Raw genomic sequence first — 14,842 nt, forward strand, 5'->3', positions numbered from 1 at the left:
ATTATGGCGATAATTTACCCTAAATTGAGGTATTTGTTAATCATAATCATGTTATATCGAAAATTATCTTAGTTATACTTGATAATGATCAATAATACTCACTAAATAATAACCATAATGGTAAGTTTATTGCGTCAAAGTGATTACCAAACCAACTGACTTTGATGTGTTTTTAGCCAACATTTAGCCTTTTCAACATTAGAATCGTGCAAAGTGACTAAACGCCAAAATGCTGTTGAATGATCTAAATGTTTAAGATGACAAAGCTCATGCACGATCACGTAATCAATCACCCAACTCGGCACCATCATTAACAAATAATTAAAACTAAGCTCACCACGACTGTTACAACTCCCCCATCGTGCTTTATATCGTTTTACGATAAATGATTTAGGCACTAACTGTGTTTTAGCACTCAGTTGAGCTAAACGAGTTGTCAAATAATGGTTTATTTCTACTTTAAACCAATTTTCTAACTGTTTTTTTACTGCATCTTTAAGGTATTGCGCAGAAGAAACATCATTATCTGCTTTACGTTTTTTAAGCGGCAAGATAACTTTAATTTCATCTTTGAGATTGATCACTTGCGCGACGGATTGAAATGTAACTGACAGTTTTTTTTTCTCACCACCAATCCAAATTAGACTGCCCGATGTAAAAGACATCGGCTCGATAGTGGGTATTGAATTTTGTTGGGCGACTTTCGACAATAACCAAGCTGACTTTTCATTAACAAAACGATGAATTTGCTTTTCAGTTAAAAAGTGAGGCGCTCGAACAATAATTTCGCCTTGCTTAACTTGTAACCCCAAAGTTTTCCGTTTAGCACTACGAACCAGTTGATATTCAAGCATTTAACGTAAATTTTACCATAAACTTATTAACTCAGTATCTAACTAGCTTCGCTGACAGTATCTTCTACTGCTTTACTCTTTTTTGCCTTTGTCGTTTTACTAACAGCCTTTTTAAGAGGTTTATCTGATACTTCATCAGCATTTTCTTTTTCTTTGGCGATATCGTTAACATCAGCTAACTTAGGAGTTTTATTAACAGTAGGTTTAGCGGCTTTTTTTGCTAATAAAGCAACTAAAACATCATCTCGATTTTGCGCTAAGTAGACACAAAGCTCTTCTGAGATACTTTCTGTTAATTCAACAGGTGATTGAGCAAAGACCTCAGCTAAGTTATCAGCCATATCCAACATTTTATCGTATTCATCTGCTGATTTCTTATCCATAAATGTTTTTGCCTCCACCCCATGTCTAATTACGACAAATCGACTTTCAACTGCCATTGGTTTTCCTTAATTCATCAAATTTAGTTATATACCAGCAAATAATTATTTGCTGGTTACACTTTAACACAACAAACAAGGCACTGTACACAACAACAGTACATTGTTTGTTTTAGCAATAATTAGCGTAAATATTCATCAAACAACTGCACTTTTACATGCTCGCCTTTCGCTACACGTCCCTGCTCTGCAGGTAAAATAATATAACAATTAGCGCTTGCTAAGCTCGATAATATCCCTGATCCTTGCGAACCAGTTGAAGTAACTACGTTTTCACCTTGTTCATTTACTGACAAAATTCCTCGCTGAAAATCCATACGACCCGGCGATTTTCGTAACTCAGTTGTTGTTTTTACCGTTAACAGTGTGCGATTAAGCGCAGTTGCATTTTGAAGTTGAGTTAATGCCACTAAAGCAAGTTGATGAAAAGTCACTAAAGCAGAAACAGGATTTCCCGGTAATCCAAAAAATAGACTATTAGGTAGATGACCAAACGCAAATGGCTTACCTGGTTTAATGGCTATTTTCCAAAACTCTATTTTGCCAAGTTCATCTAAAACATCTTTAGTATAATCGGCTTCCCCTACCGACACTCCGCCACTCGAAATAACAGCATCGGCTTGCTGGTCAGCTTGTTCAAATGCAGATTTAATCGCTTGGTAGTCATCGTTAATCACCCCAAAATCGATGACCTTAACATTCAGTTTTTTTAGCATTGCACAAAGCACAAAACTATTACTCTCGTAAATATCGCCCTCTGTTAATGTTTGGTGCGGTAATTTTAATTCATCACCCGTTGCAATTAAAGCAACGGTTAATTGGCGATAAACCTCAACTTGTGCAACACCCAACGATGCTAAAACACCTATATCTATCGTGGTAAGCCTATGTCCTTTTTTTAATACTTGCTGACCTTTCTGAATATCTTCGCCGGCAAGTCGAACATGAGAACCAAGTGTTTTCTCTTGTGAAAAAGTCACTTTGTGCTCATCTACTTGAGTATTTTCTTGCATTTCAACGCTATTACACCCTTGAGGTATTTTAGCACCTGTCATTATGCGAATACATTCACCTAGCTTACATTGCCCTTGAAAAGGTGCACCTGCCATTGACCGGCCTACTAAGGTTAATGTTTTATTTTCTGCCAAACTTTTAACATCAAAGGCATAGCCATCCATCGCTGAATTATCGTGGGGAGGTACATTAAGTGGACTTTGGATATCGGTTGCTAACACATAAGAAAGTGCTTGTTCAATCGGTAGTGATATAGTTTCAGTGATAGGAGTCACTTGGGCCAACATAGCTGATAACGCTTGTTCAAAAGGCATTAATCCAGGAGCAGAGCAACAGTCAGACATAAAAATTTCGCTTAATATGAGATAAGTTAATAGGGTTATTATCACTTAAATCACGATATAAATAATAGTTTTTTAACAGAAAACACCTTGATTAAGATCAAAATTACTTACAAGATATTAAATTATAATATTTACATTAAAATACTATATACTTATTTTAGTAACGAAAACTCGCTACTAAAAGATTACACCGAGCTACTGCAGCTAACTCATTAAAGTACGACTTTAATGACACGTTGTTTTAAGCCGTAACACTAACCAATGAGGGTTAGTGTTACCAGGGTTAACAAGGAAACACGTTAGCCTCCCGACATTTGGAAAGGTGACATGTTAACTGACAATTTTGGCCGTAGGTTTTATTATCTGCGCCTATCTATTACTGACGTATGCAACTTTAGTTGCGATTACTGCCTGCCTGATGGTTATCAATGCAATAACGATCGTGAATTTTTATCACTTGCTGAAATAAAGCGCGTGGCTAGTGCTTTTGCTGATTTGGGTACGGAAAAAATTCGAATTACCGGAGGAGAACCTTCTTTAAGAAAAGATCTGCCTGAAGTTATTCGCTTATGCAAACAAACGCCCGGCATAAAAAAAGTCGCGATTACCACCAATGGCTATAAATTGCCCCAACATTTACCCCAATGGTTAGATGCGGGTATTGATGCTATTAACATTAGTATTGATAGCTTAGATCCAAGGCAATTTCATGCGATTACTGGTCACGATAAGCTCTATACTATTTTAAAGGGTATTGATATGGCGATAGCTGACGGCCGCCCCAAGATAAAAGTCAATACCGTATTAATGCGAGAATATAACGCTTACGATATTCAATCTTATTTGGATTGGCTTAAAGACACACCTATCACTTTACGTTTTATTGAATTAATGCAAACGGGCGATAATCAAGCGTTTTTTGATGCTCAGCATGTCCAAGGCGCTCGTATCAAACAAAACCTTATATTAGATGGTTGGTTGCCTGTTATTCAAAATAAATCGGCAGGCCCAGCGCAAGAGTTTTATCATCCTGACTATCAAGGAAAAGTCGGCTTGATCATGCCGTATTCAAAAGACTTTTGTAATACCTGTAACCGTTTACGAGTAAGCTCTTTAGGTAAGTTACATTTGTGTTTATTTGGCGAACAAGGATTATCATTAAAAGAACATTTACAAAATGATGATCTCACTCCTTTGAAAAAACAAATCGTGTCCTTATTAGACGATAAACAAGCGACACATTACCTTCATGAAAAATTAAGTGGCGCTACCACTAATTTATCAATGTTAGGAGGTTAACCATGTTAAATAATGAATGTTTAGGCGTTGTATTAGCAGGTGGTTTATCTACAAGAATGGGGCAAGATAAGGCAAAGTTAGCTTATAAAAATACTGATATGCTCAACTTTAGTCAGCAATTATTGCTAGATTCCGGCATTAACAATGTCGTAATTAGCGGCAATCACTATCAAGTCCCCGACAAAGTCAAAAACGCAGGTCCTGTCGGCGGAATTTATAGTGTTATTGAGCAGTATCAGCCGTCTGCCATTTTAGTATTACCTGTTGATTTACCTTTAATGAAGCCCAGTGGTTTAAGACAATTACGCTTAACAGGTGAAATGAGTCAAAAAGCGTGTTTTTTTGAAGATAATAACATCCCTTTATATTTGCCAAACAACGGCTACCTTGAACTATTTTTATCAAAGGCATTTCGTCAGTTTAACGCCAGCGAGTGTCATACTAAAAAAAGTGGGCCTTCTATTAAAGCGCTGTTAAATCAAACCCCTCACATGAGTATTAAGCCACAACAAAGTCATTGGCTATTTAATAGTAATACCCCCGAGCAATGGGAACAGGCTAAAACAATGTGCTGAGGTTTACCCTAGCAAACAAATATTTATATCAATTATGAGTTAAGGAAAAATAATGTCGAGTCACGGTGGAAAAATTTTCGTCCCATTAAATATTGCCGTATTAACGGTTTCAGATACACGTGATGAATCAAACGATACATCAGGTCAAGCGTTAGCTGAACGCTTACTTGCATCGGGTCATAACTTAGCTGCTAAAGCTATTTCCAAAGATGATATTTATCAACTTAGGTCAATAGTTTCACAGTGGATTGCTGATGATAATATTCACGCGATTATTTCAACTGGCGGCACGGGTTTTACTGAGCGCGATAATACTCCTGAAGCTTTAATGCCACTGTTTGACAAGGCCGTAGAAGGTTTTGGTGAAATTTTTCGTCATGTGTCACTGCATGAAATTGGCACCTCAACTATTCAATCACGTGCCTTTGCCGGCATAGCAAATAAAACGGTTGTGCTATGCGTACCGGGCTCAACCAATGCATGTAAAACTGCTTGGGATAAAGTTATTAAAGAGCAACTTGATGCAAGTCACCGTCCTTGTAATTTTGTGCCGCATTTAAATATTTCTTCTGTCAATACAGACGTACAAGCATGTGAGACTCGTAACTAATGAGCGATCAAACCACAATAGCATCTCCATCGTTAAGCCATCTTAATCAGCAAGGTGAAGCCAATATGGTTGATGTAACCGAAAAAGCCATGACATCGCGCACGGCTACTGCTCAAGGCTTTATAAAGATGACTGCCGAAACGCTTGCCTTAATTACCACAGGTAAGCACAAAAAAGGGGATGTGTTTGCAGTAGCACGTATTGCAGGTATACAAGCGGCCAAAAAATGCAGTGATTTAATTCCACTGTGTCATCCATTAATGCTGAGTAAAGTGCAGGTTGATTTTGAAGTAGATAACGCAAACAACCAAGTTAAAGTTGTTAGCTTATGTCGGTTAACGGGGCAAACAGGTGTAGAAATGGAAGCTCTTACTGCGGTGTCTGTTGCCTGTTTAACCTTGTTTGATATGTGTAAAGCAGCAGATCCAGCTATGGAAATTCATGGTATAAAAGTATTAACTAAAGAAGGCGGTAAATCAGGCCATTGGCAACACAAGTGTTAACCTTGGCACTATAAATAGGAGTTATTTATGATCAAAGTTGTATTTTTTGCTGCATTACGGGAACAACTTTCTTGTAATGAGTTGTCTTTATCAGCTGTTAACATTAGTACTATCAAGCAATTAAAAGCCGCATTAATCGCAGAGCAGCCAAGTTGGCAACCACACCTTGAAAATAGCACATTACTCTATGCGGTTAATCAAGAAATGGTAAATGAAGCGTTCACTATTAAGGCAGGTGATGAAGTTGCCTTTTTTCCTCCAGTAACAGGTGGCTAAGCCAATGAAACCAGAAGTTATTATTCAACAAGATGATTTTAATTTAGCTGATGAAGTTAATTTATTAGAACAAGACAATGACATTGATGGCGCTGTTGTTACTTTTACTGGGCGAGTTCGCAATAAAAATGAAGGATTAAATGTTAACGCACTTACCTTGGAACATTATCCAGGAATGACAGAAAAGTCGTTAAAAAAGATTATTGTTGAAGCAAAAACACGATGGGATATTGGCCGTGTAAAAGTGATTCATCGAATAGGAAAACTAGCCATAGGCGATCAAATTGTCTTTGTAGGGGTTACCAGTAAACATCGTAAAGATGCGTTTGCCGCCAACGAGTTTATTATGGATTATTTAAAAGTTAACGCCCCGTTTTGGAAAAAAGAACTAACCGAAGATGGCGAGCATTGGCTAGACGCTAAAAGCAGTGATAGTAACAAAGCAGAGCAATGGAAATAACTTTAAAAACATCTCGTTTAATGTCTATTTTACGTTGCTTTTTGTTGATTCTCTTAACGATGTTAAGTAGTCACAAAGCATTGTCGGCTAGCAAGACACCAATACGTGTAGCGGTTGCAGCAAATTTTGCCCCAATTCTCGAACAGATACTGCCCCAGTTTACCCAAAAGCATGATATTGCTGTTCAAATAATTAGTGGCTCAACAGGCACTTTGTTTTTACAAATAAAGCACGGTGCTCCTTTTGATATTTTTCTTAGCGCTGATAGTGTTAGACCGCAAGCTCTTGCAGAGCAACAGTTAATAGCTGACAACAGTTTACAAACGTATGCGCTAGGGCAACTCGCGTTGTGGTCAAATAACCAAACAGTTTCTATTAGCTCATTAGCTCATATTATTGATAAGCAACGCTTTGCGATAGCCAATCCTGACACAGCTCCTTATGGTAAAGCAGCGAAAGAAGTATTGCTCTCTCTGAACCTATGGCAACAAGTACAAGGTCAATTAGTCACAGGGATAAACATCAATCAAACCTTTCAACAAATACGCTCTCAAGCTGTTCCTGTCGGTATTGTCGCTAATAGTCAGCTGGTTTTAAATCAACTTAATGGCACAGTTATCCCGCATCACTTATATCAGCCAATTAAACAACAATTAGTAATTTTAAAATCAAGCCGTCAAATAAACCAAGCGCAAAAGTTAAGTCAATTTTTATTAAGTTCCCCTATCCAAAAACAGATCCAAGATTACGGTTATCAGGCAATAGCAACATCACTTACTGAGCCAGCAATATGATATCGACTAATCCTGATTTAATCGCGCTAATGACTACATTAAAAATGGCAGGGTTAACCACTGTTTTGTTATTAATTATTGGCACTCCTTTAGCTTGGATGTTGGCCAAAATGCAAAGCCGTTTTAAAGTAGTTATAGAAGCCTTTGTTGCTCTGCCTTTAATTTTACCGCCAACCGTTTTAGGTTTTTATTTACTGATTGCTTTTTCGCCACAACATTTACCGGGGCAATTGTGGCAACAAGCAACAGGACAACAACTCGCCTTTAGCTTTAGCGCTATCGTCATAGGATCAATATTTTATTCTTTGCCTTTTGTTGTACAACCTCTGCAAAAAGCCTTCGAGCAGTTAGGCGATAATTTAACCGAAGCCGCCGCAGTTTTAGGGGCTGGGCCCATTGATCGTTTTTTCAATGTTGTTTTGCCGCTAACTAAAGCTAGTTTTATTACTGCAGCAAGTTTAGGCTTTGCCCATACCGTGGGCGAATTTGGTGTGGTTTTAATGATTGGTGGCAATATACCAGGTGAAACACGGGTGTTATCCGTTGCACTTTTTGATCATGTTGAAGCGTTTAATTATGACCAAGCTCATATATTGGCGGCCAGTTTATTAATTGCCTCTATGGTTTTACTGTCATTAATATATTTACTTAACCATCCTAGTAAACAAAAGCAATCGACTCTAACAAAGCGCTTGAACAATAATGATGTTGCCACCGCTAAAGGAGTGAAATAATGACGACGCTTTCACTCGATATACATTGTCAACTCGATGCCTTTGAATTATCAATCAAGGAAACACTTCCCTTAAACGGTATTACCGGAATTTATGGACGTTCAGGATCTGGAAAATCAACATTACTGCGCATAATCACCGGTTTAAATACGCAAGCGACAGGACAAATATTATTTGGGGAAATCCCGTTATTATCAACAAAAGACAATTGCTTTATTAAGACTGAACAACGTCAAATAGCCTTAGTATTTCAAGATAGTCGTTTATTCCCGCACTTAACTGTTTTAGAGAATTTACAATTTGCCCTTAAAAGGCGTCGAACACACCAGTTAACCCTTGAAGAAATTATTACGCTCACTGAAATAAGTCCACTCATTAATACCCCAGTCAGTGCTTTATCGGGTGGAGAGCAACAACGTGTAGCACTTGCCAGAGCTATTTTATTTGAACCTAAACTTTTGTTACTCGACGAACCGCTAAGCGCACTCGATCACACAAGTAAAAATGCATTATTACTCTTATTAAATAAAATAAGTCAGCAATTAAATTTAGCTATTTTTTATGTCAGCCATAGCTTAGCAGAGCTCCAACAAGTTGCTGATAATTTATTATTGCTCGATAATGGAAAAGTAATAAGTTTGGGAGATATTCATCAGGTGATTCATCGGTTAAATCATCTTGAACAGGCCAATGCTCTTCAAGCGAGTTATCAACAAACCAGTTTGTCACTCCCGATAAAAAGCATTGATGAAAAGCATCAATTAGTCACCTTATCACTTGGCGATAAGCAAGCAATTCATTTGCCTCACAGCACATACTTATCAGCTCAAATGGCCGCTCAAGGTAAACACAAAACTATTCGCTGTTTTATACTCGCTACCGATATTAGTATTTGTTTAACAGAGCCTACAGACAGCTCTATTGTTAATCAACTCTTTGGGAAAATAAGCGCTATTGAACAATACCAACACCAAGTTTTAATTACCGTACTTTGTCAACAACAGCCCTTTTATATAAGTATTTCATCTTATTCATTAGAAAAACTATCGTTAGCTGTTGATTTATCAGTATATTTACAATTTAAAGCCAGCGCTGTGCGTACGCAATTAAATTGACTAGGATTAAAGTTAACTAAACAATAAATTTATAACAACCCACTTAAGATTGACTAGGAAAAGTACATGCTCACCAGCAAAGAACAGCTCAGATACAGCCGACAAATTATGCTTAACAATATAGGTGAGCAAGGACAATTATCTTTATCCGAAGCCAAAGTGCTGATTGTAGGAGTTGGCGGTTTAGGTAACCCTGTCAGTATGTATTTAGCGGCGGCCGGTGTTGGTACTTTATATTTAGCTGATGGCGACAATATAGAAATTACCAACTTACAACGACAAGTGTTATTTAACGAAAAAGATATTGATTTAAATAAAGCAGATGTAGCCGCAGAAAAACTGCAACAGCAAAACCCAGAAGTTACCATTGAAGTAATCGATGAAATGCTCGATAAAGAATTATGCGACTATTATGTTAACCAAGTTGATTGCGTACTCGATTGCTCAGACAATATCGCCACACGGTATTTAATTAATCAATCGTGTATTGAACATAAAGTGCCACTGGTTGTTGGTGCCGCCACTGGATTTGACGGCCAGCAATTGGTTGTTGACCCGAGAGAGCCAACCAGTGCGTGTTATCAATGTTTATTTCCTGCCAGTGAAAAAGCGCCAGCGAATAACTGTCAAACCATAGGTATTGTTGGTCCTGTTTTAGCTATAGTTGCTGGCATGCAATCACTTCAAGCGATCAAATTATTAACCGGAAATAAAGTGCAACTCAATCAACTAAGTTTATTTGATGGCTTAGCTAACCAATGGCAACAATTTAATTTGAAAAAGCAAAACAACTGTCCTGTTTGTAGTCAAAGGTAATCAGTTTATTCAACTTTCTTCCCATATCGATTCTTTTAGCTCAATAAATGGCACTAAGGTAGTAATTAAATCCCCTCTTATTTAGCTTAAGCTAAAGCAATAAATTATACATAGCCAACTAGGTATAACACATTAATTTTGATTACTGTGCGAAGTAAATGGGCCTTCCTACCCAATTTATCAGCATAAGGACATGCTGAATTTTTTTAGCCAATAAAAATATATCGACACAAAGCCTAGGTGGAAGTTACGTCAACATTACAGACTAACGAAAAACTCAACTCTCTAATTTGAAGGACAACTCATGTTAAAAGGCAAAACAGCATTAATTACCGGTTCAACCAGTGGTATTGGTTTAGCTACCGCCCATGTGCTTGCAGAGCAAGGCATTAATATCGTATTGCATGGTTTAATGTCTGATGAAGAAGGCACTGAACTTGCCATAAACTTTGCAAAAAAGTATCAAATTAGCACATTATTCAGCAATGCAAATTTGATGGAAGAAGCTGAGATAAACACTTTTATGGCTAAAGCACTGGGTTCGTTCGGCTCAATCGATATTTTAGTGAATAATGCAGGCATACAGCATACCGAAGCGGTAGATAGCTTTCCTCTAAATAAATGGAATGCCATTATCGCCATTAACTTATCCGCTGCCTTTCACACCATTCAACAATCACTACCTAGCATGACCAAAAACAAATGGGGTCGCATTATTAATATTGCTTCAGTACATGGTTTAGTCGCTTCAAAAAATAAAGCCGCTTATTGCGCAGCAAAACACGGCATTATAGGTTTAACCAAAGTTGTTGCTTTAGAGTGTGCTGAACGTGGAATAACCGCCAACTCTATTTGTCCAGGCTGGGTTGATACGCCATTAATTAATGATCAGATCTCAGATATTGCTAAAAATGATAATGTAGCCTTTGAACAAGCTAAATATAACTTAGTTACCGCTAAACAGCCGTTACCAGAGATGATGGACCCAAGACAAATTGGTGAGTTTATTTTATTTCTATGCAGTGACAGTGCTCGCAGTATTACTGGTTCATCTTTACCCATGGATGGTGCTTGGACCGCGCAATAATCAACAGACACTCCACTTTTTCTAACCTTTCAACTGTGCATGAAAGGTTAGACTAAATATCAATACAAACTTTCAAACAGAAGATACCAAGTATTATGACAATTCAAGATCCAATGGTAATTGTTGGGGCAAAACGTACCCCAATGGGCAGCTTTTTAGGTGGTTTTAAAAACCTCACCGCAACCGATTTAGGTGCTTGTGCAATAAAAGCCGTTGTAGAAAGCGCTAATGTACAAGTGAATGATATCGACGAAGTAATTTTTGGCTGTGTGCTCCCCGCAGGTCTTGGACAAGCACCAGCAAGACAAGCAGCATTAAAGGCTGGGCTAGCTCAGAAAACATCAGCTACTACTATTAACAAAGTGTGTGGTTCAGGTATTAAAGCCATAATGTTTGCTCACGATTTAATTAAAGCAGGAAGTATTAACATTGCTGTGGCAGGCGGTATGGAAAGCATGAGTAACGCGCCATATATGTTAGAAAAAGCACGAGATGGTTACCGTATGGGACATGGTAGCATTAACGATCATATGATGATTGATGGTCTTGAAGATGCCTACGAACACAAAGCAATGGGTTGCTTTGCACAATCAACCGCAGATAGTAAAAATTTAACCCGTGAAGCTATGGATGAGTTTGCCATTAACTCGTTAACCAAAGCTAACGCCGCTATTAAAAACGGCAGTTTTAGTCATGAAATAACGCCTGTTATAGTGCCAAATCGTAAAGCATCAGTCACGATAACGACCGATGAAGCGCCGGCATCAATTCATCAAGAAAAAATCCCAAGATTACGTCCTGCTTTTGCTAAAAATGGTTCGATAACTGCGGCCAATGCCTCTTGTATTTCTGACGGTGCGGCAGCAGTGGTATTAATGAAGCAGTCAACAGCAAAGAAAAAAGACCTAAAGCCATTAGCAAAAATTGTTGCACATGCTAGCTGTTCTCAAGCACCGAGCGATTTTACGTTAGCACCGATTGGCGCTATTAAATCGCTGTTGCAAAAAGCAAATTGGCATGTGGATGATGTTGACTTGTGGGAAATTAATGAAGCATTTGCTATGGTCACTATGCTAGCAATAGATGAATTGAACATAGCACCACAAAAGGTCAACATTCATGGTGGAGCTTGTGCTTTAGGTCATCCCTTAGGAGCAAGTGGCGCACGTATTGTCACTACACTTATTCATGCGTTAACCCACACATTAACTCAGAAACAAGTAAGCAAAGGTGTAGCTTCTTTATGTATTGGTGGTGGTGAGGCAGTTGCTATTGCGATAGAACTTATGTAATTAACCCGATTGAGATATAAGAAAGTTATGAATGACACAAATAAAGGTGAACAAATTAGACGACAAGTAATGGGCGATGAGTTTGTTGATCGCGCATTAACTAATGCCGATAATTTTACTCAACCAATGCAAGATTTTATTAACGATCATGGCTGGGGATCTACATGGCAGCGAACGGGGATTGATCTTAAAACCCGTAGCCTTATTACCATAGCCATGTTAGCTGCACTTAAAGCGCCTCAAGAATTAAAAGGCCATATTCGCGGTGCACTTAATAACGGAGCAACCAAAGAAGAAATTCAAGAAGTGTTACTTCACAGCGCAGTATATTGTGGTGCGCCTGCTGCTCAAGAAGCTTTTAGGGCGGCTAAAGAAGTCTTTTAAGCTTAGGCCATATTTAGACCATATCAAAAGCTAAGCGGTGCTTTTAAGTGATAAACACACCGCTTATTACCTTTAATAGCTAAAATTAACTACAACAATTGTTCTGCAAAATAATCAACCAACAACCTTATTTTAGGTGATAAGTGGCGATTATGTGGATAAACAGCCCAGATACCTTCATCCGGTGCGCGGTAAGTGTCTAATAAAGTGACTAATTCCCCACTTTCGATGTAGGATTGCACATAGTAATCAGGTAGTTGAACTATGCCTAAACCTTTTAATGCCGCATCAGTTAAGCTATAGCCATTGTTGTACCGCAATCGACCAGTTACCCGTATGCTTCTTTCTTTACCCGATTCACTAAACTGCCAATAATCGAGAGTTCCTAACAAACAGCTATGAGCAGTAAGCTCAGAAATTGCATGAGGAATACCGTATTTATCTAAGTATTGTGGAGAAGCACATACATATTTTATCCGTTTACCTAGCTTTTTAGCCATCATCGATGAGTCTGTTAACTTACCTAGTCGTATCGCTAAATCATAGCCCTCTTCGACTAGATCAATATTTCGATTACTTAAATATGCCGACACTTCAACATCGCTATATTTTTTTATGAAATTATTCACTAAGGGTAAGATTTGTTTTTCACCATAGGTTACCGGCGCAGTAAATTTAATTTTTCCTTGAGGTTTAGATTGTAAGTTAGTAATAGCGCGCTCTGCCGCATCTAAGCCGTCGAGCACACTACGACAATGTTGATAAAAAATACGCCCTTCTTCGGTTAAAGATACTTTGCGTGTTGTGCGGTAAAACAACTTAATATTAAGCCGTATTTCCAAGGCAGTTATCTGACGACTTACTTGAGCGGTAGATATTGCCAATTTTTTTGAAGCCAATGTAAAGCTCTCGTTTTCTGCAACATAGACAAATTCGCTAATACCATCCCACTGCATGATTGTTACCTATATGTAAAAGTGAATTACTTATCGAGCACATTATCATATTTACTTAACTCGTGTAGACTTACGTCATAACAAGTTACTTACGTTAAACCGATAACATTCATTACTGAAAGTGAGAAATTCCATGTCTGATCAATTTATTAAATCAAAAGCAGCCATTGCTTGGGGACCTAAGCAGCCATTATCTATCGAAGAAGTTGATGTAATGCTTCCGCGCAAAGGAGAAGTGTTAGTAAAAGTTATTGCTTCCGGCGTTTGTCATACCGATGCTTTTACCCTTTCAGGTGAAGATCCTGAAGGTATTTTTCCTGTTATTTTAGGCCATGAAGGCGGTGGTATAGTTGAGCAAGTAGGCGAAGGCGTTACAAGTGTTCAGGTTGGCGATCACGTTATTCCGTTGTACACGCCAGAATGTGGTGAGTGTAAGTTTTGCCTTTCTGGGAAAACTAACCTTTGCCAAAAAATTCGCGAAACTCAAGGTAAAGGCTTAATGCCTGACGGCACGACACGTTTTTATAAAGACGGCGAACCAATTTTTCATTACATGGGCTGTTCAACGTTTTCTGAATACACAGTATTACCTGAAATTTCATTAGCGAAAGTGAATAAAGAAGCGCCTTTAGAAGAAGTCTGCTTACTAGGCTGTGGTGTAACTACAGGTATGGGCGCAGTAATGAATACCGCAAAAGTAGAAGAAGGGGCAACGGTCGCTATATTTGGTCTTGGCGGCATTGGTTTATCCGCAGTTATTGGTGCAGCCATGGCCAAAGCGAGTCGTATTATTGCTATCGACATTAACGAAAGTAAATTCGATTTAGCCAAAAAACTTGGTGCAACCGACTGTATTAATCCTAAAAACTTCGACAAACCCATTCAAGATGTCATTGTTGAATTGACCGACGGCGGCGTTGATTACTCTTTTGAGTGTGTGGGCAATGTTAACCTTATGCGTTCGGCGTTAGAGTGTTGCCATAAAGGTTGGGGCGAATCTGTAGTTATTGGTGTTGCTGGCGCAGGACAAGAAATATCGACCCGTCCATTCCAACTAGTGACTGGTCGAGTATGGCGCGGCAGTGCATTTGGCGGCGTAAAAGGTCGTTCAGAATTGCCTGATTACGTTGAACGCTATTTGGCAGGTGAGTTTAAATTAAGTGACTTTATTACCCACACAATGTCACTTGAAGACATTAATGAGTCGTTTGAATTAATGCACAAAGGCGAAAGTATTCGCACTGTCATTCACTTTTAACAAGACTATAGCCTCCCTTTATTCTTAAATA

General features: G+C 38.4%; 18 protein-coding genes and 1 riboswitch. Of the genes, 14 read left to right on the top strand and 4 right to left on the bottom strand.

Features of this window, described 5'->3' with window-relative positions; translation table 11 throughout:
- Window positions 1-143 precede the first annotated feature (143 nt).
- The 3 genes from AC27G3_RS00765 to moeA all read right to left on the bottom strand — a co-directional run bounded on the left by AC27G3_RS00765 (window position 144) and on the right by moeA (window position 2,652).
- Complete coding sequence (locus AC27G3_RS00765; RefSeq protein ID WP_487117911.1) at window positions 144-854, bottom strand: M48 family metallopeptidase; 711 nt, start codon at window positions 852-854, stop codon at window positions 144-146.
- 38 nt (window positions 855-892) lie between these two features.
- The gene (locus tag AC27G3_RS00770) at window positions 893-1,294 is read right to left on the bottom strand and encodes a YebG family protein (protein ID WP_487117912.1); all 402 of its coding nucleotides are present in this window, start codon (window positions 1,292-1,294) and stop codon (window positions 893-895) included.
- A gap of 122 nt (window positions 1,295-1,416) precedes the next feature.
- Window positions 1,417-2,652: a molybdopterin molybdotransferase MoeA gene (gene moeA, locus AC27G3_RS00775; protein ID WP_487117913.1), complete on the bottom strand. Its 1,236-nt coding sequence runs from the start codon at window positions 2,650-2,652 to the stop codon at window positions 1,417-1,419.
- A gap of 176 nt (window positions 2,653-2,828) precedes the next feature.
- Window positions 2,829-2,993: riboswitch (molybdenum cofactor riboswitch) on the top strand.
- On the opposite strand from moeA, the gene moaA reads away from it, so the two are divergent.
- The 13 genes from moaA to AC27G3_RS00840 all read left to right on the top strand — a co-directional run bounded on the left by moaA (window position 2,980) and on the right by AC27G3_RS00840 (window position 12,597).
- Window positions 2,980-3,951: a GTP 3',8-cyclase MoaA gene (gene moaA, locus AC27G3_RS00780; protein WP_487117914.1), complete on the top strand. Its 972-nt coding sequence runs from the start codon at window positions 2,980-2,982 to the stop codon at window positions 3,949-3,951. It overlaps the preceding riboswitch by 14 nt.
- Window positions 3,952-3,953: 2 nt before the next feature.
- Complete coding sequence (mobA, locus tag AC27G3_RS00785) at window positions 3,954-4,526, top strand: molybdenum cofactor guanylyltransferase (protein ID WP_487117915.1); 573 nt, start codon at window positions 3,954-3,956, stop codon at window positions 4,524-4,526.
- Between the two features lie 52 nt (window positions 4,527-4,578).
- A complete protein-coding gene (gene moaB, locus AC27G3_RS00790) occupies window positions 4,579-5,136 on the top strand; it encodes a molybdenum cofactor biosynthesis protein B (RefSeq protein ID WP_487117916.1) in 558 nt (185 codons plus the stop codon).
- Entirely contained in the window at window positions 5,136-5,639 is a 504-nt protein-coding gene (moaC, locus tag AC27G3_RS00795; RefSeq protein WP_487117917.1) for a cyclic pyranopterin monophosphate synthase MoaC, read from the top strand. Before moaB ends, moaC begins: the two co-directional genes overlap by 1 nt.
- Window positions 5,640-5,666: 27 nt before the next feature.
- A complete protein-coding gene (gene moaD, locus AC27G3_RS00800) occupies window positions 5,667-5,915 on the top strand; it encodes a molybdopterin converting factor subunit 1 (RefSeq protein WP_487117918.1) in 249 nt (82 codons plus the stop codon).
- A gap of 4 nt (window positions 5,916-5,919) precedes the next feature.
- Complete coding sequence (gene moaE, locus AC27G3_RS00805) at window positions 5,920-6,375, top strand: molybdopterin synthase catalytic subunit MoaE (RefSeq protein WP_487117919.1); 456 nt, start codon at window positions 5,920-5,922, stop codon at window positions 6,373-6,375.
- Window positions 6,366-7,169, top strand: coding sequence for a molybdate ABC transporter substrate-binding protein (gene modA, locus AC27G3_RS00810; RefSeq protein WP_487117920.1), 804 nt, complete (start codon window positions 6,366-6,368; stop codon window positions 7,167-7,169). Before moaE ends, modA begins: the two co-directional genes overlap by 10 nt.
- A complete protein-coding gene (gene modB / locus AC27G3_RS00815; RefSeq protein ID WP_487117921.1) occupies window positions 7,166-7,903 on the top strand; it encodes a molybdate ABC transporter permease subunit in 738 nt (245 codons plus the stop codon). The genes modA and modB overlap by 4 nt, the downstream gene beginning before the upstream one ends.
- Window positions 7,903-9,018: a molybdenum ABC transporter ATP-binding protein gene (gene modC, locus AC27G3_RS00820; RefSeq protein WP_487117922.1), complete on the top strand. Its 1,116-nt coding sequence runs from the start codon at window positions 7,903-7,905 to the stop codon at window positions 9,016-9,018. The genes modB and modC overlap by 1 nt, the downstream gene beginning before the upstream one ends.
- A gap of 66 nt (window positions 9,019-9,084) precedes the next feature.
- Entirely contained in the window at window positions 9,085-9,834 is a 750-nt protein-coding gene (locus AC27G3_RS00825) for a HesA/MoeB/ThiF family protein (protein ID WP_487117923.1), read from the top strand.
- A 304-nt stretch (window positions 9,835-10,138) separates the two neighbouring features.
- Complete coding sequence (locus AC27G3_RS00830; RefSeq protein WP_487117924.1) at window positions 10,139-10,921, top strand: 3-hydroxybutyrate dehydrogenase; 783 nt, start codon at window positions 10,139-10,141, stop codon at window positions 10,919-10,921.
- A gap of 95 nt (window positions 10,922-11,016) precedes the next feature.
- Window positions 11,017-12,213: a thiolase family protein gene (locus tag AC27G3_RS00835; protein ID WP_487117925.1), complete on the top strand. Its 1,197-nt coding sequence runs from the start codon at window positions 11,017-11,019 to the stop codon at window positions 12,211-12,213.
- A gap of 27 nt (window positions 12,214-12,240) precedes the next feature.
- Window positions 12,241-12,597, top strand: a complete 357-nt coding sequence (locus AC27G3_RS00840) for a carboxymuconolactone decarboxylase family protein (protein WP_487117926.1) — start codon at window positions 12,241-12,243, stop codon at window positions 12,595-12,597.
- Window positions 12,598-12,686: 89 nt separating this feature from the next.
- Here AC27G3_RS00840 and AC27G3_RS00845 read toward each other — a convergent pair whose 3' ends face one another.
- The gene (locus tag AC27G3_RS00845) at window positions 12,687-13,553 is read right to left on the bottom strand and encodes a LysR family transcriptional regulator (protein ID WP_487117927.1); all 867 of its coding nucleotides are present in this window, start codon (window positions 13,551-13,553) and stop codon (window positions 12,687-12,689) included.
- Window positions 13,554-13,686: 133 nt separating this feature from the next.
- On the opposite strand from AC27G3_RS00845, the gene AC27G3_RS00850 reads away from it, so the two are divergent.
- Window positions 13,687-14,811 carry an S-(hydroxymethyl)glutathione dehydrogenase/class III alcohol dehydrogenase gene (locus AC27G3_RS00850; RefSeq protein ID WP_487117928.1) on the top strand — a complete coding sequence of 375 codons (1,125 nt, stop codon included), beginning with the start codon at window positions 13,687-13,689 and terminating at the stop codon, window positions 14,809-14,811.
- Window positions 14,812-14,842 lie beyond the last annotated feature (31 nt).

This window comes from Colwellia sp. SU-HH01217, assembly GCF_057543495.1.

Coding starts and splice junctions, on each gene's coding strand:
- AC27G3_RS00825 (WP_487117923.1), top strand. CDS start 9,085: ATGCTCACCAGCAAAGAACAGCTCAGATACAGCCGACAAATTATGCTT.
- moaC (WP_487117917.1), top strand. CDS start 5,136: ATGAGCGATCAAACCACAATAGCATCTCCATCGTTAAGCCATCTTAAT.
- AC27G3_RS00840 (WP_487117926.1), top strand. CDS start 12,241: ATGAATGACACAAATAAAGGTGAACAAATTAGACGACAAGTAATGGGC.
- mobA (WP_487117915.1), top strand. CDS start 3,954: ATGTTAAATAATGAATGTTTAGGCGTTGTATTAGCAGGTGGTTTATCT.
- moaE (WP_487117919.1), top strand. CDS start 5,920: ATGAAACCAGAAGTTATTATTCAACAAGATGATTTTAATTTAGCTGAT.
- moeA (WP_487117913.1), bottom strand. CDS start 2,652: ATGTCTGACTGTTGCTCTGCTCCTGGATTAATGCCTTTTGAACAAGCG.
- AC27G3_RS00850 (WP_487117928.1), top strand. CDS start 13,687: ATGTCTGATCAATTTATTAAATCAAAAGCAGCCATTGCTTGGGGACCT.
- AC27G3_RS00830 (WP_487117924.1), top strand. CDS start 10,139: ATGTTAAAAGGCAAAACAGCATTAATTACCGGTTCAACCAGTGGTATT.
- moaA (WP_487117914.1), top strand. CDS start 2,980: ATGTTAACTGACAATTTTGGCCGTAGGTTTTATTATCTGCGCCTATCT.
- AC27G3_RS00845 (WP_487117927.1), bottom strand. CDS start 13,553: ATGCAGTGGGATGGTATTAGCGAATTTGTCTATGTTGCAGAAAACGAG.
- modB (WP_487117921.1), top strand. CDS start 7,166: ATGATATCGACTAATCCTGATTTAATCGCGCTAATGACTACATTAAAA.
- AC27G3_RS00770 (WP_487117912.1), bottom strand. CDS start 1,294: ATGGCAGTTGAAAGTCGATTTGTCGTAATTAGACATGGGGTGGAGGCA.
- modA (WP_487117920.1), top strand. CDS start 6,366: ATGGAAATAACTTTAAAAACATCTCGTTTAATGTCTATTTTACGTTGC.
- AC27G3_RS00765 (WP_487117911.1), bottom strand. CDS start 854: ATGCTTGAATATCAACTGGTTCGTAGTGCTAAACGGAAAACTTTGGGG.
- moaB (WP_487117916.1), top strand. CDS start 4,579: ATGTCGAGTCACGGTGGAAAAATTTTCGTCCCATTAAATATTGCCGTA.
- modC (WP_487117922.1), top strand. CDS start 7,903: ATGACGACGCTTTCACTCGATATACATTGTCAACTCGATGCCTTTGAA.
- AC27G3_RS00835 (WP_487117925.1), top strand. CDS start 11,017: ATGACAATTCAAGATCCAATGGTAATTGTTGGGGCAAAACGTACCCCA.
- moaD (WP_487117918.1), top strand. CDS start 5,667: ATGATCAAAGTTGTATTTTTTGCTGCATTACGGGAACAACTTTCTTGT.